General features: G+C 43.0%; 20 protein-coding genes and 1 pseudogene. 6 read left to right on the top strand and 15 right to left on the bottom strand.

All coding sequences use genetic code 11. From position 1 onward, the window contains the following. Positions 1-121 precede the first annotated feature (121 nt). Positions 122-1270, top strand: a complete 1149-nt coding sequence (yiaY, locus tag AAEZ00_RS17450; RefSeq protein WP_124013963.1) for an L-threonine dehydrogenase — start codon at positions 122-124, stop codon at positions 1268-1270. Between the two features lie 207 nt (positions 1271-1477). Then, complete coding sequence (locus tag AAEZ00_RS17445; RefSeq protein ID WP_124013964.1) at positions 1478-1843, top strand: cytoplasmic protein; 366 nt, start codon at positions 1478-1480, stop codon at positions 1841-1843. A 130-nt stretch (positions 1844-1973) separates the two neighbouring features. On the opposite strand, the gene AAEZ00_RS17440 is transcribed toward AAEZ00_RS17445, so the two are convergent. From AAEZ00_RS17440 to AAEZ00_RS17420, 5 genes are all read right to left on the bottom strand, one after another. Beyond that, positions 1974-2342, bottom strand: coding sequence for an acyl-CoA thioesterase (locus AAEZ00_RS17440; protein ID WP_124013965.1), 369 nt, complete (start codon positions 2340-2342; stop codon positions 1974-1976). A gap of 222 nt (positions 2343-2564) precedes the next feature. Next, the gene (gene ltaE / locus AAEZ00_RS17435) at positions 2565-3575 is read right to left on the bottom strand and encodes a low-specificity L-threonine aldolase (RefSeq protein ID WP_351089254.1); all 1011 of its coding nucleotides are present in this window, start codon (positions 3573-3575) and stop codon (positions 2565-2567) included. 46 nt (positions 3576-3621) lie between these two features. After that, positions 3622-4215 (bottom strand): thiol peroxidase, encoded by a 594-nt coding sequence (tpx, locus tag AAEZ00_RS17430; RefSeq protein WP_351076459.1) that lies wholly within the window; start codon positions 4213-4215, stop codon positions 3622-3624. A 66-nt stretch (positions 4216-4281) separates the two neighbouring features. Further along, complete coding sequence (locus AAEZ00_RS17425; RefSeq protein WP_502959334.1) at positions 4282-5115, bottom strand: mechanosensitive ion channel family protein; 834 nt, start codon at positions 5113-5115, stop codon at positions 4282-4284. A gap of 25 nt (positions 5116-5140) precedes the next feature. After that, the gene (locus AAEZ00_RS17420) at positions 5141-5788 is read right to left on the bottom strand and encodes an OmpA family protein (RefSeq protein ID WP_351089252.1); all 648 of its coding nucleotides are present in this window, start codon (positions 5786-5788) and stop codon (positions 5141-5143) included. A 532-nt stretch (positions 5789-6320) separates the two neighbouring features. On the opposite strand from AAEZ00_RS17420, the gene AAEZ00_RS17415 reads away from it, so the two are divergent. Beyond that, entirely contained in the window at positions 6321-7790 is a 1470-nt protein-coding gene (locus AAEZ00_RS17415; protein ID WP_124013970.1) for a peptide MFS transporter, read from the top strand. A gap of 425 nt (positions 7791-8215) precedes the next feature. Here the strand turns inward: AAEZ00_RS17415 and AAEZ00_RS17410 are convergent, their stop codons facing one another. Together AAEZ00_RS17410 and AAEZ00_RS17405 are read right to left on the bottom strand one after the other, a co-directional pair. Beyond that, on the bottom strand, positions 8216-9337 hold the full coding sequence (locus tag AAEZ00_RS17410) for a response regulator (protein WP_351076472.1): 1122 nt from the start codon (positions 9335-9337) through the stop codon (positions 8216-8218). A 64-nt stretch (positions 9338-9401) separates the two neighbouring features. Then, positions 9402-10181 carry an MlaA family lipoprotein gene (locus tag AAEZ00_RS17405; RefSeq protein ID WP_351076475.1) on the bottom strand — a complete coding sequence of 260 codons (780 nt, stop codon included), beginning with the start codon at positions 10179-10181 and terminating at the stop codon, positions 9402-9404. Positions 10182-10524: 343 nt separating this feature from the next. On the opposite strand from AAEZ00_RS17405, the gene AAEZ00_RS17400 reads away from it, so the two are divergent. The 3 genes from AAEZ00_RS17400 (at position 10525) to AAEZ00_RS17390 (ending at position 14193) form a co-directional block, all read left to right on the top strand. Continuing rightward, positions 10525-12639: a flagellar hook-length control protein FliK gene (locus AAEZ00_RS17400; RefSeq protein ID WP_351076478.1), complete on the top strand. Its 2115-nt coding sequence runs from the start codon at positions 10525-10527 to the stop codon at positions 12637-12639. An 8-nt stretch (positions 12640-12647) separates the two neighbouring features. After that, positions 12648-12962: an EscU/YscU/HrcU family type III secretion system export apparatus switch protein gene (locus tag AAEZ00_RS17395; protein WP_435805878.1), complete on the top strand. Its 315-nt coding sequence runs from the start codon at positions 12648-12650 to the stop codon at positions 12960-12962. Positions 12963-13224: 262 nt separating this feature from the next. After that, the gene (locus AAEZ00_RS17390; RefSeq protein ID WP_351076481.1) at positions 13225-14193 is read left to right on the top strand and encodes a DUF3187 family protein; all 969 of its coding nucleotides are present in this window, start codon (positions 13225-13227) and stop codon (positions 14191-14193) included. Between the two features lie 205 nt (positions 14194-14398). On the opposite strand, the gene AAEZ00_RS17385 is transcribed toward AAEZ00_RS17390, so the two are convergent. The 8 genes and pseudogenes from AAEZ00_RS17385 to AAEZ00_RS17350 form a co-directional block, all read right to left on the bottom strand. Then, a complete protein-coding gene (locus AAEZ00_RS17385; RefSeq protein WP_351076484.1) occupies positions 14399-15364 on the bottom strand; it encodes a diguanylate cyclase in 966 nt (321 codons plus the stop codon). A 3-nt stretch (positions 15365-15367) separates the two neighbouring features. Next, positions 15368-20257: a PAS domain S-box protein gene (locus tag AAEZ00_RS17380; protein ID WP_351089249.1), complete on the bottom strand. Its 4890-nt coding sequence runs from the start codon at positions 20255-20257 to the stop codon at positions 15368-15370. A gap of 423 nt (positions 20258-20680) precedes the next feature. Beyond that, positions 20681-22063: an NAD-dependent succinate-semialdehyde dehydrogenase gene (locus AAEZ00_RS17375; protein ID WP_351076488.1), complete on the bottom strand. Its 1383-nt coding sequence runs from the start codon at positions 22061-22063 to the stop codon at positions 20681-20683. Positions 22064-22216: 153 nt separating this feature from the next. Beyond that, on the bottom strand, positions 22217-23221 hold the full coding sequence (curA, locus tag AAEZ00_RS17370) for an NADPH-dependent curcumin/dihydrocurcumin reductase (protein WP_351089247.1): 1005 nt from the start codon (positions 23219-23221) through the stop codon (positions 22217-22219). 12 nt (positions 23222-23233) lie between these two features. Next, positions 23234-24391, bottom strand: coding sequence for an iron-containing alcohol dehydrogenase (locus AAEZ00_RS17365; protein WP_124013977.1), 1158 nt, complete (start codon positions 24389-24391; stop codon positions 23234-23236). A gap of 290 nt (positions 24392-24681) precedes the next feature. Further along, positions 24682-24807 carry a hypothetical protein gene (locus AAEZ00_RS17360; protein ID WP_351089245.1) on the bottom strand — a complete coding sequence of 42 codons (126 nt, stop codon included), beginning with the start codon at positions 24805-24807 and terminating at the stop codon, positions 24682-24684. Positions 24808-25808: 1001 nt separating this feature from the next. Then, on the bottom strand, positions 25809-26210 hold the full coding sequence (locus AAEZ00_RS17355) for a TetR family transcriptional regulator C-terminal domain-containing protein (RefSeq protein WP_233768686.1): 402 nt from the start codon (positions 26208-26210) through the stop codon (positions 25809-25811). Between the two features lie 48 nt (positions 26211-26258). Then, positions 26259-26414: pseudogene (locus AAEZ00_RS17350) on the bottom strand (TetR/AcrR family transcriptional regulator); the annotation flags it as partial. Positions 26415-26715: the final 301 nt, after the last annotated feature.

The raw sequence follows: 26715 nt of genomic DNA, 5'->3' as shown, positions 1-26715 counted from the left end.
TAGAATTGGCCATTTGTTGTTATTCATTGAATGCTAACTGGCTCCACGTCACATAATCGCTATCGGAATATAGGTACGTTTACCACAGAGAAAATTCAATTTCATATAGAGGATAATCAACATGGCGACTAAATTCTTTATTCCAAGCGTCAACATTCTTGGTCAAGGCAGCGTAGATGAAGCAATTAAAGACATTAATGCATTTGGCTTTACTAAAGCATTAATTGTCACCGACAAACCATTGGTAAAAATAGGTCTAGTTAAAAAAGTTGCCGATAAACTCAATGCCAACGGCATTGAAGTGGTTATTTTTGATGGCGTACAACCTAACCCAACAACAGGTAATGTTGCAGCAGGTCTTGATCTATTAGAAAGTAATCAGTGTGATGTAATTATTTCATTGGGTGGCGGTTCACCGCATGATTGCGCCAAAGGGATCGCACTCGTCGCCACCAACGGCGGCAATATTAAAGATTATGAAGGTGTGGATGTATCAACTAAAGCACAAATGCCGTTAGTCGCGATTAACACCACCGCGGGCACAGCAAGTGAAATGACCCGTTTTTGTATTATTACCGATGAAGCAAGGCACATTAAAATGGCCATTGTCGATAAAAATACCACGCCTATCCTTTCCGTAAACGATCCTGAACTCATGCTTGAAAAGCCTGCATCACTCACCGCTGCGACAGGAATGGATGCACTGACTCATGCAATTGAAGCCTATGTCTCTATTGCCGCAAATCCCATCACCGATGCTTGCGCAATCAAAGCAATCGAGCTTATCCAAGCCAATTTAATTAATGCCGTTCACCAGGGAGATGACATCCAAGCAAGAGAAAACATGGCTTATGCGCAATTTCTCGCGGGTATGGCTTTTAATAACGCGAGTCTTGGCTATGTACACGCAATGGCGCATCAACTTGGTGGTTTCTATGATTTACCACACGGTGTATGTAATGCATTATTGCTTCCCCACGTACAAAGCTATAATGCCCAAGTGGTGCCAGCACGCCTAGCTGACGTAGCTAAGGCAATGGGTGTCGACACAACGGCAATGTCAGACGAGCAAGGCGCTAAAGCGGCAATAGACGCGATTAAGCAACTAGCTAAAGTCGTTAACATTCCAGAAAATTTAACCCAATTAGGCGTAAAAGCAGAAGATATTCCAACCTTAGCAGACAACGCACTCAAGGATGCTTGTGGTTTTACCAACCCTAAACAGGCAACACACGCAGAAATCTGCCAAATTTTCACTAACGCGTTATGATATCTTTGATAAAAAAGCCTAAAGCCCGTATTTAATTGCGGGTTTTTTTTGCCTAGCGTTTAATGTAAAAAACCAACAATGACAACAGCTTATTTTTAATTTAGTAAAAAGTGATGCTTAGATCTAAGTTCTTGAAATAAGGATTGACCAATATAAAAAATAAGGTCTATGATGAAAACACTTAGATAGCGAATAGGTAGGTAAGCAATGACAGCAATTACTCATATATATAATTACACCGTTCGATGCCCGCATTATAAAGAAAACGAACAACCTGCAACATGGCTCAACCATATCGAAGTAAACCAATCTTGTGAAATTGCACTAGACCGTATCACTAAATGGCACAATATCTCCGGCACTAAATCATTCGAACTAAAAGATTTTGTTGTTAGAAAAGCCGATAATGAAGAAGCTTATTTTGCTATGCAAAGTAGCCGCCTTAAGCACGATGGTCATGCCCTTGTCACCTTTAAAATCATTTTAGACGACTGCTGCCAAAATGCCTCTCCTAATGAAATTATGGAGCATTTAATCGATGATTATCAACAACGTATATCAAAAATCGAATAATATAGCGAGTGTATTTCCCGTTAACATTAAGGAGCTATTATAGCTCCTTATTTTTATGCTTTTTTGCTGGTTCAACTTAACAGTCCCAGTCACCATTCTCTCTCGCCTATCATAGCAACAGTCAACGCAATTAAGCGGCATTAGCACGCGCACCATGCGGAATGGGTAAGCCCTTTTCATTCACGTTAACAAACACTATCTTATCGATAAAGGCAATCGGCGCATGATTCACTTTATTACGTATTTTACAACGAACCGTCACAGAACTTTGCCCTAGGCTCACCAACTCAAATCCAAACTCAATGATGTCACCGGTTTGTGCCGACGCCATAAAGTTAATTTCAGATATCACTTTGGTAATGGGAAATTTACTGCGCATTTGGCAACTGGCAAAAATAGTGGCTTCTTCGTTTAACCAGCTTAATAGTTGACCACAACATAAACTCTGACCACTATTGAGATGAACAGGCATAACGATATGACGTGAGAAATATTTCATGGTGACCTCATTATCTGACTCATTAATTTTGCGGCGGTAGGTATATACCTCTAAATTATTAGCAATGATCAAGCCAAGTATATTAGCCTTTAATAATCATGTAGATAAAATAAATATCCAATAAAAACACCACTTGAACGCCCAAAACAAATGCACCTTTGCACCAAAAAAGTAAAGGCCACACTCAGTGCGGCCTTTGATAAATTGATTTACTTTCGATGATTAACCAATAACCTGCTTAACCGTATTCACAAAAAAACTGATGTCGTTGGCGGTAATATCTTTATGAGTCACTAAACGTAATTGACGACTAGGGCTAATAATAATGCCTTTGTCTGCCAATGTAGCCGCAAACACTTTAGGGTCAATATGTTCTGCTAATGTGGCGAATACCATATTGGTCTGCACTGAGCTAACATCGACAGTAAATTCAGTCATTTCGGCCAATAATAAAGCCAAAGTGTTAGCATTGTGGTGGTCGTCGGCCAAGCGGTCGACCTGCTCAGTTATCGCTAACTTAGCTGCCGCAGCGATAATACCTGCTTGGCGCATTCCACCACCGAGCATTTTACGCCAACGTGTAGCTTTACCAATTAGCCGCTCATCGCCTAACAGAATCGAACCTATCGGCGCGCACAGGCCTTTTGATAAACAAATTGATACTGAATCAAAGTATTGGGTAATATCGGCAATGGCAATGCCCTGTGCAACCGCAGCATTAGCAACCCGAGCACCGTCTAAATGGATTTTAAGACCACGATTAAACGCAAGGCTTTGTGCTTGGGCTAAATAATCTTGGCTTAATACCTTACCGCCAATCGTATTTTCTAAACTCAATAACCGAGTTCGAGCAAAATGCACATCATCAGGCTTAATCGCAGCTTCAATATCACTCAGTAAAATGCTGCCATTGGCTTGGTTGTTCAATGGTTGAGGTTGAATACTGCCTAATACTGCCGCCCCGCCACCTTCAAACTTATAGTTATGGGCTTGTTGGCCACAAAGGTACTCATCGCCGCGCTCACAATGGGACATTAACGCCAGTAAATTAGCTTGGGTGCCAGAACTCACAAACAAGGCCCCATCAAAACCAAACATCTCTGCAGCCATATCTTGTAAGCTATTGACGGTAGGGTCATCACCATAAACATCATCACCGACCTCTGCTCTAGACATGGCTAAACGCATGGCTTCTGTCGGTTGGGTAACCGTATCACTTCGAAAATCAATCATGCTGCATCTTTATCCTCATTACTCAATATTCGCTGAAACGACGCCACTACTTCGCCGCTGATGATATTTCGGTTAATGCCGCTAAAGCAGCATCATAGTTAGGATGATCACTGACTTCACTCACTAACTCTTGATACTTCAGCATCCCTTGGGCATCAATAATAAAAATAGAGCGCGCTAGCAAACCACGATCTTTGATCAACAAACCGTACTTTTCACCAAAGTCACGCCAGACAGAATCTGATAAGACTTTAATTTTATCAACATTTTCGGTTTGGCAAAACCGTTTCTGCGCAAATGGCAAATCCTCGCTAATGGTTAACATCACCACATCAGCATTATATTTAGTAAACTCTTTATTAAACCGCTTGGTTTGTAATGCACACACCCCAGTATCTAAGCTAGGTACTGCGCTAATCAGCACTGTTTTACCTTTAAAGTCACTCAAACTAACTGGATTAAACTTTTCATCTACCACAGTAAATGATGGCGCTGCCATATTGATGCTCGGCATTTTACCTTCTAAAGCAACGGGATTTCCCCCCATGGTAATCATGGTTTTTTCGCCTGCAAAACTGTGTGTACTTATAACAGATGAGGATAATAATGTAATCGCTGCAAAGGTTGAAAATAGCTTCATGGAAAACTCCTTGTATAAAAAAACCAGCATTTGCTGGTTTCTTAAAATATTAACTTGCCTGCAATATTATTTTGCTGGAACTTCTTTCACATGTAAATCCATTTGTGGGAATGGAATTTCAATGTCTGCTGCATCTAAGGCATTCTTGATTTGCTCAAGTAATTGAAAACGTGCAGTCCAATAGTCTGGTGTGTTAACCCACGGGCGCACGACAAAGTTAATTGAACTATCAGCCAGCTCAGCGAGACCGATAAAGTAACCAGGATCTGTTAATACAAACTGATTGTTATCTAGAATATCCGCTATTACTTTCTTGGTGTTCGCGATATTAGCAGTATAAGATACGCCTATCGTTAAATCGATACGACGCTTTTCTAGAGCAGAATAGTTGGTGATAGTGCTGTTCATGATGGCTGAGTTAGGTGCAATAATCATTTTGTTGTCAGCGGTACGTAAACGGGTTGAAAAAATAGTAATCTCATCAACAGTACCCGCAGTACCAGCCGCTTCGATATAGTCACCCACGCGACATGGACGGAAAAGCACCATTAACACGCCTGACGCAAAGTTAGAAAGCGAACCTTGTAATGCTAAACCAACCGCTAAACCTGCAGCACCGATAACCGCAACCAATGACGCCGTTTGCACCCCAACTTGGCCAAGTGTAGCGACAATAGTAAATACAAATACCAAGGTCCACGCTAAGTTGGCCACAAATGAAACCACTGTAGTGTCGACTTTGCGATTGTTAAGTAATTTTGTGGTTAACCGTTTTGCGACACCGGAAAAATATTTACCGATAAGAAAAATAACAATGGCAGCGAGAGCCTTAAGACCATAGGTCATAAGAAATTCTGGTGCTTGTTGAATTAAACTGTCCAAACCTGCTATGTCTTCCATTTTCAGTTCCTTTAAAATAGTAAAATCACTCTGCCAAAATAATAAACTCTACCCGCCGATTACGCTGACGACCTTCTATCGTGGCGTTATCGGCTACCGGCTTGTAGTTACTCCGCCCAATAATCTCAATCGACGTGGGTTGAAATTGGTACTCATTGACCAGCAAGTCTTTAATCGTAGCAGCACGTTTTAAAGACAAGGCCTCGTTAACCACATCACTGCCAACATTATCAGTATGACCATCTAAACGAATGAGCACTTCTGGGTGTTGCTCAATGTATTGCTGTACCCTAACCAATGTTGGTCGCTGAGTTAACAACACCGCTGATTTGTCGAAATCAAAATACACAGGTTGGAGTATAGACCCAAAACAATCTACTGCTACAGAAACGTCTCGCTGTTGACGACATTGCTCAGCAATAAGTGCCGCATTATTGGTTATTGTTGCGCCTAATTCTGCTTCATCAAACTCACCATCATCTTCGGCATCTTCATCAACAATCAAAAACTCACTATCAATACAACCATTTGCCATAACAACACTGTTAGTTGGAGTATCATTACAAGCATCTTTTTTATCTGGTACACCGTCAAAATCGGTATCAACCCAAGCTTGGGCTGTGTAGATAAAACATCCCATTAAGATCAATGTCACCGTTCGAATGATAGCCATAAACACCTCTTCGACACGACATCGAAATCTGTTAATAATTCATATTTTAACTCTTTATTGCATAAATTAAAAGACAACACTTTATAATCAATACCTTGCGAAAAATGGCTTCAGTAGAGTGTTATTAAAGCATGATATTGATATCGGCTCGATGCCAATAAATCTTATTAAACCCGAACTTACTAGTCAACAAAAACAACACAAACCATTAACGCGCCTCTAGGTTACTTGATTGCTTTGACACAATTTATAACAAGCTTAACCTCTCTGTTCCCCGCATTAACATTGACTTTATCGCCTTGGAAAGGGTATACAAGGTTAGCTTTTTGATGTTTGGTTAGCATTTGACATCAAACAGACATTATTTATTATAAAAAATAGACAATAAAGTTGCTCAGTATTGCATCATCTTGTTTAAATGCCCGTTATTTCGGGCTTTAACTGATTTAGCAATCATAGACAACTCTCACAACAATTATTTCTGTGACGATATTTCCTCACAGGCAATCGCAAGCTTAAGGTGGAAGACTTAATGAGTGACGCAAAACCTCAAGGTACACTGTTTGGACACCCTAAAGGGTTGTTCTTACTCTTTACAACAGAACTATGGGAACGTTTTAGTTACTACGCTATGCGCGCCATTTTGGTACTTTATCTTGTTGATAGAGTACAAACTGATGGTGGTCATGGCCTCGGCTGGTCACAAGCTGATGCTATTTCGCTGTACGGAACATTCACCGGCTTAGTATTTCTTACGCCGCTTATCGGTGGCTGGTTAGCGGATGCCTATTTAGGCCAACGAAAAGCCATTTACATTGGTGGCTTCTTAATGGCTGCAGGCCAATTCATTTTGGGTACACCTCATGCGTGGGTGCCAGGAATGGATATTGAAATGTTTTATCTAGGTTTAGGAGTACTTATTTTAGGTAACGGCCTATTTAAGCCAAACATTTCAACTATGGTGGGTGATCTATACGCTCCAGGCGATCATCGCCGCGATGGTGCATTCACCATCTTCTATATGGGCATCAACGTAGGTGCATTCTTGTCGGGTATTATTGTCGGGTTTGTAGTAGCCGCTTACGATGGTAACTTCCAAGCAGGCTTTATTTGCGCCGGTATCGGTATGATTTTAGCACTAATAATCCAATACCTTTTCGCCCAAAAACTCTTGGGTGACATTGGCACGGTTCCCGCAGCTAAAGCTGAAAAACTCAAGAATGAAGCTAAAGGTGAAGTCCGCAAAGAACCGTTAACAAAAATTGAACGTGACCGCATTAAAGTTATTATGGTAATGGGCTTATTTACCATCATATTTTGGGCTGGCTTCGAGCAAGCTGGCGGCTTAATGAACCTATTCACTAACGATTTCACCGATCGTATGATTGGCTCTTGGGAAGTACCGACCACTTGGTTCCAATCACTTAATGCGATGTTCATTGTTATTTTTGCTCCAGTGATAGCCGCTATTTGGATCCGTCTTGGTAAAAATGAACCTAACTCTCCAGTTAAATTTGCTTTAGGTTTGGTTTTACTCGGCGTCGGTTTCTTATTCATGATTGGCGCGGTGTTAGAAATGGGCGGCGATGCTTCAGCTAAATCAAGCATGTGGTGGTTAGTAGGGGCTTACTTCTTCCATACCATGGGTGAATTATGCTTATCACCCATTGGTTTGTCTATGGTGACTAAACTTGCTCCACTGCGTATCGCATCATTAATGATGGGTACTTGGTTCCTCTTTATTGCAGCGGCAAATAAACTTGGTGGTGTTATTGGTTCATTAATCGGCCATGGCGGCGAAGTGGAAGACCAGCTAGCAAACGCGATGGCAATTTTTGCTGGGATCGGTATTACAGCGGTAATATCTGCAGTCATTTTATATTTCATGTCAAACAAACTTGTTGATTGGATGCATGGTGCAGAAACAAAAAATGAAACTGAAGAACAAGCTTTAGAAGAAGAAATTGGCGTCACGGCTGACCACGAAGCCATTAGACGTTAATCCGTTTTGATGTAACAGCTATTCCCACTAAAAACCCCCTCCAAGTTCACTTGTGAGGGGATTTTTTATTGATAAACTAGGGCGCTGCTAGAGGCTATAAAATCTTAGCAAGAGCCTAGAGCGCTACGCTGCTAGGACGCTACGCGGCTAGAGGCTATACAATCAATAGCAACAGCCTAGAGCGCTGCGCTGCTAGGACGCTTCGCGGCTAGAGGCTATAAAATCAATAGCAACAGCCTAGAACGCTACGCTGCTAGAGGCTATAAAATCTTAGCAGCGAAGCTGTCCTTAGCAGGACGTAGTCCGCCCTAGAAGCGAAGCGCACTATCCGCGAAGCGGCCTAGGATCTTAACAGCGTAGCGGCCTAGGATCTTAGCAGCGAAGCTGTTCTTAGCAGTGACGAAGTGGCTTGGGTATATCCCACATTACTTACAAGCCAACTGAATAAAGCCACCCGCCTTGATATCTGATTGATAAACTAGGCCCGTATAATGGTTCTCAAGCAGTTTTTGTTTATGCTCATAATAATTGGTACCGATACAAATTTGTTCATCCCGTAATAAGGTACGAATTTGCATACTCGGCTTACTCCAAAGCGCACTACCAAGAGGTTCGGATTCGGGCAATGCCAAAGGCATTAGGTTATTACCATTGCGTAAATAACACCTTAATCCTTTACCTGATTGTCCTATTGATAATAAATAGCGAGTCAAATCGATGCACACATAAATAATATCCGTACTAATATGCAACCCAGATTTCACCATACGATCATTAAGATAAGACAGCATACTATTGGGCTCGATTAAGGTATTACTTAACCCATTTCTAAACAGCTTAAGTTTTTGATTAATAAAGCTGCGCAATAATACACAGCCAAAAGCAGCACTATTATCCTCAGGAGAAAAATGCGCCATATACATCACTAAGTGATGATCGCCCACCATAGTCGAATCGATAAAGTAAGCACTAACATCATTATTTTTAAACAGACTGTAATTAATATCCGCTTTAGGATAATAAATATGCGACGCAGGAAATAATTGCTGCTGAACACTTTTGGCAGCATGGGAATTTTGCTCAAGGAGGTATAAATTATCAGTGAGCTCTTGGTAAGATAATTCATTCATTTCTTGTAAATGCGATTGCCCTGATGCATTCATCGGCGTAGCGGCTGAATGCATCGCTTGAACGATTGCTTGTTCAATAATGAATAAGTCAGCAATAGGTTTAGTCAGATAGTCACTGGCACCAAGGCGCAATGCATCTACAACATCAGACATCACATCATTACCAGAAATAACAATAGCGGGTATAGCAGGATTAATAACTTGCATTTGCTTAAGCATAGACAAACCATCAAGGCCTGGCATGCTTAAGTCAGCAATAACAATATCAAAGATAGCATGGGAAAAAAGGGTTATGCCTTCATTTCCATCACATGCTTGTTGAACCCGAGCACCTTGCTGCTGCAAAAAATCAGCAACGACATGGCGAAATATCGGGTCATCTTCAACAAAGAGGATCTTGACATCAGTTAGTGCCATACAACAACCTCACAGACATACAACACCCCGCAGACATAACTGTCGAGGAGCCTGTATGCCTCGACTATTCAAGTTCATCTAAATACTCATCAAGTAACTCATCATCTGCTTGACTTGATGGAACATCACCATCAAAAACTTTGTAATCCATATGCTGTAAATAAGCATTTTTTACAAAAGCATAAGGATCAAGAGCATTGTCTAATAATCTTTCTTGATCAATGGCTTTAGAGCGGGCATCCAAACCTTTTAAGCCCCATTTTAGTACTGACTGCCACATCGTTAATTCCGATAAAGGAAAGTATAGACCATCCACCCAATCAGAGGCGATTTCTCTTGTCACGATTGGGCCATAAAATGGCGCCATAAAATAAGGACCATTTGGCGTACCATAATAACCTAACACTTCGTTGAAATCGTCTTGTTTGCGATGCATCCCCATCATGTCAGCAACATCCACTAAACCCAGTAAGCCTATGGTGGTATTAACCGTAAAACGCCCGCCAGCATTAGCTGCCCACTTCCACTTACCTTGGAGGGTATTATTCACTAGAGAGCTAGGCTCTTCTAAGTTATAAACAAAATTATTGACCCCTGTTCTTACTGGGCTTGGAACATAATCTTTATAACTATGAGCGACTGGGCGGATAATATATCTGTCTAAAAGCAGATAGTTAAAATCCCACATTGTGCGGTTAATCCCTTCAAATGGATCGAGAGGATCATTGTATTTGAACTCAACCGCAGCGAGTGTTGATGTGTCAACTTGAGGTGCTTCGGCTTCGGCATACACAGGCATGCTAACAGCAACGATCACCTGAAGTAATATCCATTTATACTTCATATAACTCTCTTTAAAATAACAAAAGGTCTCACTCAACAAACTGCCATTTCTGTCTTTTTATTAAAGCAATTTTTGTTCAAGTCGATATAATTTAGCAAGCAAGTGTTAGGCTGATATCTTACAATATTTAACAGTCAGTCCTTGCTTATACGTATCTGTTGCCAGCAATCGTTCATTATCATGGTAATCAAACCATATGAGTTGCCCCAATAATGGTAACAGGGGGCTAAGGATAGTGCGCCTTTTGACAATATCAATCAAAAAATTGTAAATGAAGTTGATATTCTTCACTGACATCTTGGTTGATTTCGATAGATAAACATATTCGTTTGATAGGATTTATATGACAGTGCCAACAACGCTTCCCAAAAAAGCGGTTAATACCGTCACATTTAAACCTGCTGATGCAAGTCAGAAACCGCTGTCAGATCGTAAACAAACTCAAACTGATAGCGCTTCTTTGCCGGTGCAAACGTCAAATGAAAAATCCGTTTTATCAACGTCATCTTCCACAAAATCAGATTTAGCCCCAGTATTACTCGCGGTCAAGGTTTTGCAACCACCAGCAAGCGCACAAGTCAGCATCACCATTGAAAATCAACAATATCAACTAAACAAAACCGCTGAACTGCAAAAATTATTACAACAAACAGCCCAAGTCGTGATTGCAAGCGATCAAGCTAAACTTTTGGCACGCGCCGCGTCCAGCGTAAATCAGCCCCAGGGCAAAGTCGAAGTCATCAATAACCCAGTTCCTGCGTCAACACCTCTGACGGCTTCAGCGGGGTCAACCATCACATCGCCAGCCCAAACGGTCGCGACTCAATTAGTGCTTTTAGCACAACCCATTCAGCTTGCCTTACCACAAGCGCTTGAGGAACTAGCAAAACAAAATGGTGTTTCAACACAACAGCTTACAACGTTAGCAACAAGGCCTCAAGGTTATCCACTGCCTACAGCCGTAATAGACCAAGACCAAAATCAACTAACGTTTGCCGGTGGCACAAGCATCAAACTATCACCAAATACCGCCCTACATCCTGGCCAATATTTAGCCAAAGTCGTGGTGCAACAGCAGCAACTACAACTTGCTCTAACACCCGTCATTGCAGAAGTAAGCGTAAATTTAACTAAACTCACAACAACGCCGCAAGCAGCCATGTCGCCTCAAGCGACAAACATCATCATCACTAAAAATGAACCGGCACAAATCCTCAGCCAGTTTCTAAAAAAACTAGAATCTACACCATTGCCAAAAATTGATAATGCGATTAAAGGAAATGATAGCCAACAAAAAGTTCCCTATGGATTAACCGCGGCATCGGTAACACAGCAACAAACCCAATCCACACTATCGGCACAGCAAGCGAGTCTAACCAAAAACACTAGCAACATGGCACCGCAGGCTAATCTACCCAACACCACTACCGCCAATACGGTACAGCAAGCTAATCTAGCCAACACCACTTCCAACACGGCACAACATGTCACGCTACCGATAACATTATTAGCGCAACAGCACACAACCAAATCTAGCACCGCACCCGCCATCCTAAATAGCGCGAAAAATGAGCTACCCAACACGTTAAGTAGCGATCCAGCACCAATAGAAGTATTGAATAAAGCCTTATCAAAAGCAGGTGCGATGCCAATAAAACAGCAGCTAGCTCAACAAATTCCTCATAATCTCGCCAGCGAACTGTTTAAACACTTACCTCAAATAAGCCCTCACCCATTAAGTGCATTAAGCGATCCGGCATTACTCAGCAGTGAACTGCACAGTTTAGCGGCGCTAAACCTCGCCCACACCTCGCTGAGTCATTCAGGGAGCTCACACCCCTCACCACTCTTTTCTGGTAGTGCCATCACAACCCTATTCCAATTACTATTAGGGGTGAAATCAAAATCAACAGGGGCGGGGATCAGCGAAAAACTTCAGGCCCACTTTGCGCAATTGCAACAACGGACCTTGAGTAAACTCAGCGCTAATTCAGGATTATTAGCGGCATTAGACAAGCTAGGTGGCGCAGACTCAATGGCACAATTAGCAAGTAGTATTGCACTTTACCAACAGGCAAGCACCGATCCCAATCAGCCCATGACATGGTACTTTGCCCTGCCCTACTCAATTAACCAACGCGATGAGCAATTTGAAGGTAAGTTTGAACAAGAAAATGATCCAGACAAAGATAAAAAAGCAGGATGGAAACTGCAACTCAAATTTAACTTAGCTCAAGGGTCATTATTGATTTGTGCGCATAAACAAGCTGAAGTGCTGGATATTCAATTTAAAGGCAATAACCAAATGCTACTGGCGAAAGTAGAAAGCTTTAACCAAGCATTATCAGATAAAATCACTCAAATAGGTTTTACCCCCGGTAAACTCACTACTCAGTTGGCCCAAATTCCAGCAACCTTATTACCTGGCGATCACTATTTAGTCAAAACTAGAGCCTAATAGAGAATATGATGAAAGATGACCCCAAAAAAATCCAGCAAGCTGTTGCACTCAGTTTTGATGGTAAAAGTGCTCCTAAAATTACTGCTACAGGTAAGGATTTAGTTGCCGAAGAGATGATATTAATCGCCAAAGACGCGGGGATCCATATCCATCAAGATCCACACTTAAGTGAGTTTTTACAACTGTTAGAATTAGGTGACGAAGTGCCTAAAGAGCTGTATTTATTGATCGCAGAGCTGATTGCATTTGTATACATGCTGGAGGGGAAATTCCCTGAACAATGGAATACTCTTCATCAAAAAATTGTCGCTCAAGCTTAAAAGGTGCTGCCAAAATAGCCTGAGGTTAAATAGGTTAATGGTTTAAAGAGGTTAACCCAGTACCAATGGGTAAGTCAGATTCACAGTTTCCAGTTTGGACATTCAAATTCTGGTTTATACCATTATATATGGGTACAACTTCACCAGTTAGCAACCTAAGAAAGGGCTTAAATGAGTAATAAAATTCACCTTTTCAATTAATAAAATACTGATTTTAAGCCAAATTCAGATATTAACTGAAGCGTTAACACGAGAAATAGCCATGAAGACCCACCTTAAATTGATATCTGTACTGAGTATTTCGTCTATCTTTCCTGCATATGCTCAAGTGGTGAGTTTTGATGATTACGGACCTTTACAGGTATATGCACAATCACCAATGCAGTCTATCAATCTCAGTCCACTTTTGCGCTCTGGCTTTTCGTTGCCTCAAGGGCAAAAAGAATGGTACATCACAGCTAATGCAGCCAGCATCTGGTCAGAATCAGACGAACTATTAGCAGACTACTATCAAAATGCGATTCGCAGCGGCCTTAAATGGCAAATCACAGACGATTTACTGTTTGATGCCAATTACACTTGGCAGTTTAGCGGTGATAATCATCTAGACTCATTAACGATGTGGTTCCACGATGCTGCTGGTTTTGATCAAAATGGTCGTAACCAGCAAGCTAAACACCAAAATCAAATCCGATCTGAAAAATACGCTATCGATATTGATAATTTTAGTGGCGAAACCCTCAATAATGCTCTTAGTGCATATTTAGGTTATCAATTATTACAAAATGAGCATCATGGTATTTCCGTTGGGGGTACCTTGTACTACAAATATGTCGATTCGGGCCCATTTGCCGATGAAAGTTTTCAGCAAAGCGTACAAATTAATTACGGCTTCCATAATGGCAATCACCATGTTAATTCAACCCTAGGTGTAAGTTTCCAGCACAATAAATACCCACTCTCGCAAAACGCCTATGAATCACATTACTTAATGCTGGGACTGGGTTATGAATACCGTACAGGCCGTCATGGCTGGTTAGCTGAATACCATCGCTATGATGGGATGGTGAGCTGGGATGAAAACTTCTCCGAAGCGTCTAATGAAGCCTTACTGGGTTATCGTTATTATTTCAATCGTAGCGCACTCGAGATCACCATGGTTGAGAACTTTTTAAACATGGATAACAGTGCTGACATCGCTTATACATTTGGTTATCGCCATAAATTTTAACACCCTATTCTAGGGCGGACTGCGTCCTGCTAGGAACGCTTCGCTGCTAGAACGGACTTCGTCCTGCTAAGAACAGCTTCGCTGCTAAGATTGAGTCGCTGCGCGACTAGGCTGTTGATTTTATAGCCTCTAGCCGCGTAGCGTCCTAGCAGCCCAGCGCTCTAGGCTCTTGCTAAGATTTAATAGCCTCTAGCCCCATAGCGTTCTAGGCTCTTGGCTTGTCATCTAGAGTCTCTTCTATTTGACAACCTAACACTCTATTTCTGCCACGCTCTTTTGCTAAGTACAATTGTTTATCAGCGGCTTCAATCAAGGTTTTATTCGGCATATCATACATTGGCACCATGGTAGAAACCCCAGCACTAATAGTCACAAAACCTGATACATCGGAATTAGCATGAACAATGTTAAGTGACACAATACTGTCAACAATTTGCTGAGCGACATAGGTCCCCCCAGTTAAATCGGTATTCGGTAACACACAGATAAACTCTTCGCCACCAAAACGCGCGACCAAGTCATAAGGCCGATTGACAGTGTCTTGTATCTTCTGTGCAACAGCGCGTAAGCAAGCATCGCCTTCGGTGTGGCCATAGGTATCATTAAAGTGCTTAAAAAAATCGATATCCAATAAAATAATACTTAAGGGCTGTTTCTCACGCGCACATTGTAACCAGCTTACCGACAGTACTTGCTCAAACTTAAGTCGATTAGCAACACCGGTTAATCCATCTAACAAGGCAATAGAACGCAATAAATCAGTATTTAATTTCAATAGAATTTGATTTTTAATCCGCGCTTTAGTAATAACAGGATTAATCGGTTTATGAATAAAATCAACCGCCCCTAATTGAAATCCCCTAGCCTCTTTATCTTCATCAAAATGAGCTGTCACAAAAATAACCGCAACATCTTTAGTCTCGGGATCTTTTTTTAAATGCGCACACACATCAAATCCATTGATCATCGGCATTTCAATATCTAACAACACAATGTCTGGTTTAACTTTATTGCACATATCAATGGCTTGGTGACCATCGCGAGCCATATAAATGTCATAATCAGCTTGCAAGAGTTGATGCAATATTTTGATATTGACAACCTGATCATCAACTAACAGTATTTTACCTCTAACGGGCTCTACCCCAGAAATATACTCATCTATGAACACGCATTACTCCTTAATTATCGATTTTAATGTATCGATAGCATCCAGAAACTCTAGTTGGCTCACTTGGTTTTTTAATCTTAACCACAGCTTATCTGGCACCACTTTGTTTAACAGGCGCTCAAGGTACTCAATGGCATCTAAATTTTGCTCAAGCAATAATTCCATTAATCGATCGACTTTATCCGATCCGATAGATTGTATCGGCAATACTGCTTTATCAGCTAGGGTGCAGGGCCTTAATACCGCACTTTCGTCTGGAAATAAAGTATCTAACATCTGCAAACTATCATTAATCAGGTCGTGCATTTGGCTCAGATAATCAACTGAATCAACATTAACGGCATTGTTTATATTTTGCTCCAGCGAAGCGGCAAAAGCGGCCAGTCGCTTAGCACCAATATTGCTCGAGGTACCTTTAATAGTATGGGCAATACTACCGATAAGATTGTCATCATGTTGTGCAAACGCTTGAGTAAGCGACCGTAATTGATCTGACATTTCTGATGCAAAAAGATGTTTCACATCAATAACAAACCCACGCTCACCACCAAAACGACGTAAAATAGAGTCGGGATTTTCTATAATCAGATCATCGTCGCCCTCGTTAAACACTTCAGGTGACCTAATATGCAGATTATTGACCGGCAGATGATAGTAAGCGTTGTTTTCTTGGTTCAACAGGTTAAGCATACAAGGTAATAAACTCGTCATATCTATCGGCTTACCAATATGATCATTCATACCCGCCTCAAGGCATAATACTTTATCGGCAAGAGATGCGTTGGCCGTCATAGCTAAAATAGATAAATCATTAAATCGGCCATCAGCACGAATAAGACGAGTAGCCTCTAGCCCATCCATATCGGGCATCTGCATGTCCATGATCACAATATCAAATTGATTATTCGACTTAGTAACCCACTCTACGCCCTCAATACCGCCTTTAGCCAATGTCACAATCGCACCTTGTAGTCGCAATAATTCATCAATAACTTGACGGTTAAGCTGGTTATCTTCAACCACTAATACCCTGACACCTTTTAATGCCACATGGGTTATTTTTTTAGATTGTATAGGTCGGTCTACACCATTAATGGCTTGGTAAACCGTCTCAAGCATTAAATTGGCCGTTACTGGCTTAACCAACAAACTCACAAACGGCTGTTGATGATATAGCTTGGTTTGTTCTATCACCTCAGCGCCATAAGCCGTCAACATAATAATGGCAGGAGCTTTACCGGCAGCAAACATCGTGTGAATATGATTGGCAGTGTCTAAGCCATTCTTATCTGGCATGCGCCAATCCATAATAATGACATCATAATGGTTAGTGGCATTTACGCTTTGCTCAATAAGATTGATAGCTTGTTTACTGTTATGCGCTTCATTAACATAAGCGCCATGGGCCATTAAGGTTTTTGATAAAATTTTACGACTCATCTTACTGTCATCAACAAGCAGAATATTCTTACCCTGCAAATCGATATCAAAATCGTGGTTGTTTACTTCAACAATATTAAACGTCAAATCAAACCAAAATCGACTTCCCTCGCCAATATGACTCGTTAGGGCTAATTTACCGCCCATTAACTCCACTAGGCGTTTAGTAATCGCTAATCCCAACCCCGTACCGCCAAATCGTCTTGAGGTTGATGATTCTGCTTGAACAAAACCTTGAAAAATCTTATCCCTTTGTTCCGGAGTAATTCCGATACCAGTGTCTGTGATAGAAATGATTAAATTCACTTGGTTTGCATCAAATTTATTGCAGTGCACACTGACAATCACGTGACCTTCTGACGTAAATTTAATCGCATTACCGGCAAGATTTAACAGCACTTGGCGTAAACGAAGCTCATCACCTTCAATCAAGTACGGAATGGCAGGGTCTAAATCAAAAATAACTTCTACATTTTTATTGTGTCCATTGGTCGCCAATATCACCGCTAATTCACGCATTAAGGTTTCGAGTTGAAACGAGTGCAAATAAAGTTCTAACTTACCGGCATTAATTTTGGAAAAGTCTAAAATATCATTTAATAGTCCCAATAATGACTTCGCAGCAATCTCTGCTTTAGTGACATAATCAACTTGTTGGCGACTCATATCAGAATGTTGAATAAGCTGTAGCATGCCTAACACGGCATTCATCGGGGTACGAATTTCATGGCTCATATTGGCTAAGAAAGCTGATTTTGCGGCACTGGCCGCATCTGCGGCTTGCTTGGCTAAACGCAAGGTTTGCTCTAATTCACGTTGATCAGTAATATCACGGTTAATCCCAATCACGCGCAACGGCTTACCTGATTTGTCGTAACTAATTTGGCCTCCCGCCTGTATATAGCGAATTTGATTCGAACGGGTAATAATTCTAAATGTCGGCTCATAAGGTTTATTTGAGTCAATGGTTTGCTGTAAAGCAAGTTCAGCCATATCAAAATCATCAGGATGAATTCGTTGTTGCCAATGCTGGTAACTTAACGCCTCTTCCTTAAGTGATAATGGATAATCGTACATTGCAAACATACGATTATTCCACTGCAAGATATTAGTATCTAACTCTAAATTCCAAATACCCAACTCTGCTACCTCAGCCGCTTTAATCAGTTGATTACTGGCAGACACCAACTCTTCTTGTTGCTTAAGCATCGTATCAATGTTCACTGCAACGCCTAAATAGCCAATAATCTCTCCGCTTTGATCACGCATAGCCGAAACCGACAACGATACTTGGCACTGAGACAAATCTTTACGAATATAGGTCCAAGTCCGCGTTTCAGGCCCTTGAGTTCTTGGTTTATACACAAACACATCAAAAGCGCTAACCTCTTCACCAAACTCTTCGCTTAACTCTATACTGCGTTGCTGAACTTCAGCAGCAAGATGTAATATCGCAGGGCTTTGTTTACCGACAACCTCTTTGGCATTATACCCGAGCAACAACTCTGCACCACGATTGAAAATGTTAATAATACCGCCATTATTAGTTGAAATAATGGCAATTTCTGTTGCTGCTGCAAGCACATTAGTGAGTAAAGAAGCGAGTTTATTCTTTTCAAGCTGGGCATTTTTACGTTCAGTAATATCAATCCTCAGAGCAATGCAGCGATCAAGATTACCGTTCTCATCCATAACTGGCGCAATCACCGTATCAAGCCATTTAACATTACCCTGGCGATCGCGGTTACAAATTTCATCATGCCAAGTCTGGCCAGCGTTAATGGTTTGCCACATGTTTTTCCAAAACGTATCATCATGTTCATTCGACTTTACAATAGAATGTTTCTGACCAATCATTTGTTCGCGAGTAAATCCAGATGTTTGGCAGAAATAATCATTTACCGCCAAAATAACGCCATTTTTATCCGTCTCAGAATAAAGTAGCTGCTGATTAATATTATCAAGTAAGGTTTTATTTTCTGACAGAGCGTGTTGTAACGCGTGAGTCCGTTCGGTGACTTTACGCTCAAGACTGGCATTAATGCTTAAAATTTGCTTTTCCGCATTCTGTTGTACTGTGATATCTCGAATAGTCTGGCTGACTCCGATGATTTTGCCGAACTCATTATAAATAGCCAGTGACGTCATCGAGGTTGACAGTAATACATTGTCTTTTCGTTTATGCTCGCAGACAAAATTTAACAATGATTTACCGTGAAGCACCTGATTAAACTCTTCAGCTTCTGCATCATAGCCCTCTTTAGGTACAATAACCGTGGTTTTCTTGAAACCAATCACCTCATGTTTTTCATAACCAAAAATAGATACCGCACCATCATTCCAACTGGTGATGATACCATCACAATCGAAACTTATAATCGCATCGAGCGAATGTTCTAGAATATTAGCACGCCTTTCATTATCCTTTAAAATTAGCTGCTTACGCCCTAAAGTATAGCCGTAAAAACTAAGCAACCCAGCCAGTAATACACTGACAATTAAGCCATAACTAAAAACAATATTAGGTGATGCTAAATGTAAACCACTAACAAATTCGGGATAAGCCACTAATGAAATGCTCCATTTACGCCCAAATATATCGCGATCTAATGCAGCAGAAAAAGACGATAACGGATTGGCATCACCAACATGGGTTTCATAAAACATGACACTGTTTTGAGTATCGGTCACATCATTAATCAATAACTTGGTCGTCTGGCGGGATAAATTGATCTTCTCAAAAACTTCATTAGCTACTAATGGTGCATAACTCCAACCAAAAGCTTCTGCCGCCCGTAACTCAGGGGTCGGTGGCGTAAAACCGGTACGGTAAATGGGCATTAAAATTAAAAAAGCTTGCAACGGATGACCTGTCGCCTGGACTAACGTGATCGGCCCCGTTAAGCGTACTTCCCCGGTTAAATATGCTTGTTGGGCGGCATTTTTACGGTTTTCCTCAGAGGCAATATCTAAACCGACGGCGGCAAGATTACGCTCAACGGGTTCGATATAGTCAATCAAATATCGTTCATCATCATGAGGGCTAAGCTGACGGACACTATACTTTGGCCAATCATCAATTTTAGCTCTGGCAACAAAATTCGCTTCATCGGCTGCAGGCACTCTCCGGATATAACCAAACCCTCGAGCACCGGGGAATTCACTTTTAAAATCACGTGTTAAGCTATATTTTTTAAAGAATTCACGTGAAATATTATCTTCACCAACCGTATAAATAATCCCTCGAGCACCTCGTAAACCATATTGATATAGTACGATACGATCAACAATATTATTGGCAACTTGCTCAATCACCGCTTCAAGAGAGCTAGTAATGATGGTTTTATTTTGATGATTAACACTTAGGGCTGTAACAAAACTAATGACTAAGCCAGAAGCAAATACTCCAATACCCAATTTAAACGCATTTTTATAACTTGATAGTCTAGTCATGTTTATTAGTTGTTAAGAGTCATGAACATTAACTGTGAACGACAAAAGAGTTTTTTACAAGCTAGACATTGAAAAACATAGTGTTTTCAAACCCTATGATGGTGACAGAGGTGACAAGCGATATTGAGAGAGAACAAGCGATAATGCAGCGCTCTTGGCTTGTCATCGCTCATCTAAATGCTAGGACGGACTACGTCCTGCTAGTGTCGCTACGCTGCTAGAGCGGACTTCGTCCTGCTAAGATCCTAGGCCGCTACGCGGATAGTGCGCTTCGCTTCTAGGGCGGACTACGTCCTGCTAAGAACAGCTTCGCTGCTAAGATTTTATAGCATCTAGCCGCGTAGCGTCCTAGCAGCGCAGCGTTCTAGGCTGTTGATTGTATAGCCCTAGCAGCCAAGCAGCCAAGAACCTAGAAGCGATTGACTAGAACGGGGCGTCTATATCAACCACGGCAATGAGTTTATGGTTAACAAACTCCTTGATGCCCAGACCCACAAGTTCACGGCCATAGCCTGAACGTTTAACGCCACCGAAGGGCAAGTCCGCCTTGGCCATGGTAGGGTGATTGACGAACACCATACCCGTGGTTATACGCTTAGCCACTTCTGCGCCATGCTTTGGATTGGCGGTAAAAACAGACCCGCCCAGACCAAACGGTGAATCATTTGCAATCTGCACTGCATCATCTTCATCCTTGGCACGAAACAACATAGAGACCGGACCGAAGAATTCCCAATAGCGCGCAGGGTTGTCTTGTGAAATATCAGTCAGAATGGTCGGCTGAACGAAATTGCCTGAATTGGGAACGATTGGCCCTACTTCCGTTGCCGTAGCACCAAAAGCAACCGCCTGGCGTATCTTGTCCTTAATTTCTTCTGCGGCCGCCTTGGAAGAAAGTGGCGCCAAGGTGGTGGTTGGTTCGAACGGATCACCCGCTTTGAGTTTCGCAACACCGGCGATATAGCCTTCAAGAAACGTATCATAGACGTCATCAACAATGATCATCCGCTTAGAGGACACACAAACCTGGCCACCATTCCAGTGCCGCCCTAAGACCGCCCAGTCAATGGTTTTTTCCATCTCAGCATCGGCGAGAACCACGAATGCATCTGCACCGCCAAGTTCAAGTGTCGATTTCTTCAACGCTTTGCCTGCCTGCGCGGCAACGACTGCACCGGCGCCTTCCGACCCAGTCAATGCCACGCCATGGACGCGCGGATCATTGATAATGGTTTCGAGTTGCGACCGTGTGGCATAAAGATTCTTAAACACACCCTCAGGCAGACCAGCGTCCAGCATCAATTTTTCGAACGCGGCAGCAGCCTGCGGAACATTAGACGCATGCTTGAGCAACAGGGTATTACCTGCCGACATTTGTGGTGCGGCAATGCGGACCACCTGATAGAACGGGAAATTCCATGGTTCTATCGCCAATAATACGCCCAGCGGTTCAGCGTAAATTACCGCTTCTCCTTCAGCCACTGGCAGCTTTTGAGGTGCCAACAGCGTCTGTGCATTCTCTGCATAGTAGTCGAAGATATCCGCCGACAGCGCAACTTCGGCTTTAGCTTCGGGCACAAGTTTGCCCATCTCAACAGTGAGCAGATTGGCGAAATAATCAACGTCACGGCGTAATATTTTAGCCGCAGCGTGCATCACGCGTGCGCGCTCAACAAACTCGCTTTCCTTCCACGATAAAAAAGCAGTGTGCGCTTTTTCAATCGCTTGGTTAACCTCAGAGTCGGTTGCGTCTGGGAATGTTTCCAGAAGATCGCCCGTGTAGGGGTTACGTGTTTCATAAGTCATAATAGTTACCTTTCTTGGGTATGTGTTAACGGGGGGACAGATGTTTCAAAACCGGCCCCCTGTCCTGTATTGCAAAGGCTAGTGCCTGCTACCCTTTCTGGTTCTGGTTCTGGGTCGAGGTCAGTACCATCAAGATTTTCATGTATTATCCTTTCAAGTTTGGCCAACGTGGATCACGCGCTTGCCGATGTTTTCACCTTTAACAAGATCGATGAATGCCTGGGAGGCATTTTCCAGCCCCTCAATTATCCTTTCTCGGTATTTTATTTTGCCGCTTTCAACCCAACCGTTCATTTCCTTGGCGAAGTCTGGATAGATATGACCAAAATCGTCAAAAATAATGTACCCGTGCACCTTGATCTTCTTGCGCAGCATCTGACCGATCAGCCAGTTCATCCGCTCCGGTCCCGCAGGCATGTTACTGGCGTTGTATTGCGACACCAGTTTGCTGGGCGGGATCTGTGCATTTGGATTCAACAGTGGGGTAACCACATCAAGGATCTTGCCACCGAGATTATCGAAATACACATCGATGCCGTCAGGGATAGCCTTGGCAAGCTGGTCGGCAAAGTCAGGTGCCTTGTGGTCGATGCAGGCGGTGAAGCCCAGCACGTCCACCGCATAGGCGCATTTTTCAGCGCCGTCCGCAGTGCCAACAACACGGCAACCCAACAGCTTGCCGATCTGGGCAGCAGTGGCGCCGACCGGACCGATCGCAGCCGTCACGGCGATAGTCTCGCCAGCCCAAGCCGTAAAGCCTGCCATTCCCAAAATGCCCAGCGTCCAAGAAGGATGCAAGGGAGATTTACCGAGGTTAGTCAGCCCGGTGCCATCCGACAGGGCATAGTCCTGCCAACCATTGAAACTGAGCACGTAGTCGCCCGGTGCAAAGCCATCGATATTTGAATTGACGACCTGCGCAACCGTGCCGCCTACCATCACCTCACCGATCTCTACTGGGACGGCATGGGATGGCGTATCACTCATTCGATCTCGCATATAAGGGTTGAGCGAAAGATATTCCGTTCGCAGTAACATCTGATTGTCGCCAGCCGCAGGGATCGCGGCCTCAATCAAGGTCAACGTGTCTTTAGTGAGTTCACCCTTAAAACGTTCGGCCAAACCCCATTGCCGATTCGTTATCTTTGTCTGTTTCAACTTCATTGTCCTCTAAAGTGACGCCTCAAGAATACGACGTACATCGCTAGGGGTGATGTCATTGTGTTCGCCAAGGGCGGTCATACCATGTTCCTGCAAGGCCGTAACGATAAGCTCGATTTCGGCTGCGGCAATGCCATAGTCACTCAACCGAGTCTTGATCCCGAGTTTCTCGAAGAACGCTCGCGTTGCGTCGATTGCAGCATCAATCCGCTGGTCATCGGATCCCTCATTGATACCCCAGACATTAGTGGCATATTGCAACAACTTTTCGTATTTGTGGCCGCGCTGATCGCTCAACAGAGACGGCAGCACAACCGCAAGGGTGCGCGCGTGGTCGGTATCATTGAGCGCAGTGATCTCATGTCCAATCATGTGAGTAGCCCAATCTTGCGGCACACCGGCACCAATTAATCCGTTCAGGGCCAGCGTTGCTGTCCACATCAGACTGGCGCGGATGTCGTAATCTTCAGGTGTCTCAAGCGATTTAGGGCCAAGATCGATCAGCGTGCGCAGTAGGGATTCGGCAAAACCGTCCTGAACGTGTGAGGCACTTGGGTAAGTAAGATACTGTTCGACAATGTGTACAAAGGCATCGGCCGCACCGTTGGCAATCTGACGAGCAGGCAGCGTATAAGTAAGCTCAGGATCGAGCACAGAAAAGACGGGGTAGCAATGTGGGCTTCTAAAAGGAAGCTTCGCTATCTTCTCAGGGTTGGTGATCACACCGCCATTGTTCATCTCTGAACCTGTCGCAGGTAGCGTCAGCACAGATCCTAATGGCATCGCTGCCGTCACCTTCGAGCTGCCGGAAGTAAGGATCTCCCAAGGGTCGCCTTCATACAACGCCGCCATTGCAATAAATTTGGTCGCATCGATAACAGACCCGCCGCCAACGGCAAGTAGGAAAGTGATGTCGTTATCCTTGATCGCTTGGACAGCATTAAGCGTAGTGGCATAACGCGGGTTCGGCTCTATACCGCCAAACTCAATGAATGTGCGATCACAAAGTGCTGCACGGACTTGCCCTAGGACGCCGGTTCGTTCCGCGCTGCCGCCGCCATAGATAATCAACACTTTTGCGTCTGCTGGGACATGATCGTTCAGGTCCGCAATGCGGCCTTTACCAAAAAGAATTTTTGTCGGGTTGTGAAAGTCAAAATTTTTCATTCTCTAAATTTCCTTCTGTTTCAATGTACAGGTGTACGTCTGTGCAGGCGTACATCAATGTTTTTGCGCCTAGCGTTCAAATATGGGGCTAGACCTGATGCGTTGCTTTAATTAGCGACTGCATCTTCTTCGGCCATGCCCTGCTAACGAGGCGGTGATGACGAGTGATGTCGAGTGTTGTCGATTGGAAGCGGTTTGGCCGTCAGGTCCATCACGCTGTCAAAATATAAATGGCCAAGCGCAAACAGCGCTTTGGTATGAGTGGCACGTTTGCTGCTGCACGTTTGCTGCTAAAGCTTGTGGCCTCGACCATACATAACGGCTCGTTCACTAAGGTCATCGGCAGAACGTCCGTAACCATAGTTCCGCTCGATGGCAATGACTTGGATGGCATACAACACGCTGCTGGTATTCACTTGCTTCCTATTTTCACGTTATTCTCTTGCTAATACTTTACTAGATAGTCAACTATAAAACTAGGTCAATCGTTTGTATAAATTCAACTTGAATATGTTAGACCTGATATTAAGTCTTGGACTGCGGTGTGAGCGATTTTTTATCACGTAGAGTGCACGAGAGTGGATAAGTATCTTACTTGCCGCCCTCTTCTGCCGCAGCTTCTAGATTATCGAAAGCGCTGAATTGAAAGCGCTATTGGTGCTTTACGTTAAATAACACTAATCATAGTTGACTGTTTAGCTATACTAACATACTAGTAATAGACTTTCCAATTTGGCACCGATAAAATCCACACACTGCTAGGGATTAGAATAAAAGGCCAGGGTTCAGAGTAAAGACTAGGGATTAGAATAAAAGGCTAGGGTTCAGAGTAAAGACTAGGGATTAGAATAAAAGGCCAGGGTCCAGAGTAAAAACCAGGCTCAGAGTAAATGCTAAGGATTGGAATAAAAGGCTAGGGTCCAGAGTAAAGACCAGGCTCAGAGTAAATACTAGGGTTCAGAGTAAAAGGCCTGGCTCAGAGTATAGGGGGCGATCTATCACGTCGAGTTCACAACGCTTGCCGTTGAAATTCAGCTTTATCAAGACCCAATTAGCTTTCACGTCCTACTCATTATCACTGCCTGCCAATAGTCTTGTTGTTATTAAAAAAGTTTGCGCTGCTTGACCATAGGTTTGCTAACTCATACTGGCGCTTTTCGTAAACCCTAACTGTGTATGTTATCGGTATCAACCAAATAGCACTGGCGTGATAACAGCAATAGATCGGCCAAGAACAAGGCAAATATACTAGTGTCTCGGTTAACGATTAGCGTCGAAGCTGCCCGCCCCGCGAACAAAGACAATAAACCCAAATTGACAAATAATCAGCTGCAGTTCCTAGATGATAATGCTTTGAAACCTTGTTTCAATAAAAGTAGCCAGATGGTCAACTAGTAACCGAAAAAATAATCACACTCTAAGCGGCATCCGGCGCAATACCCAGCATTTGCAGGGTTCCTGGCCAAATATCATCTAATAAAGTCGGATCATTGCGGACTTGGGCATGGGTCAACACCCCTTCAAAAAAACCGAGTACGCAACGGGCGCTCATCGCTGGATCGGCGACGTTAATCGTCCCCTCAGACTGGGCATCACGAATGGCAGATTCAATGTATTTGAGCAAATCGCTAAACGTATGCTGTAACTTCTTATCCAGTTCAGGCGCGGTACCGCTGATCTCAGCACCCACACTAAAATTGGGACAACCAAGGACACGACCGTGTTTCTCGAGCGCCTCAAACTGTGTTTGTCGTATATCGTCAAAATAAGCTTTCAGTCGCTCTAAAGGCGGTCGAGTCGCCGAAAATAAGGTATTCATTTTCGGTTTCTTTGCCTCCCATCCCTCGCGGATCGACTCGGCGGCAAGGTCGGACTTAGAGGTGAAAAAATAGTAGAAACTGCCCTTCTTCACGCCGGCGCGCTCACAAATAACATCAATCGTGAGAGTGCCATAACTGCTCTCCCACATCAGATCGGATATTGCCTGTAGCAGGCGTTCTCTGCCATCGCTTTTACGGCCCATTCGCTAATACCTATCATTACGTTTGTGTTTATTGTAGTTGACTATATAGTTAAGTCAATACTTCGACTATTTTCTGGCCGTTACATCGCAGTCGATCACAGTATTAAGTCAATAATATTGGCAGCAAAAGTAATCTGCAGCTAAATCTTAGCTAATTTACCCTAACTCGGAAATATTCATTGTTATTACACAGATGCTCTTTGGGGCAAACTTCATTGATCATAATCTTACATGCCTATGCACTTGGCTCAGTAAGAATGTATTGGCGTGTGAATTATTGCCAAATTTAACAATCTGTTAG

Source organism: Shewanella sp. S1-49-MNA-CIBAN-0167, assembly GCF_040310145.1.
Classification (GTDB): domain Bacteria; phylum Pseudomonadota; class Gammaproteobacteria; order Enterobacterales; family Shewanellaceae; genus Shewanella; species Shewanella psychromarinicola.
This window is presented reverse-complemented; position numbering and strand designations above follow the sequence as displayed.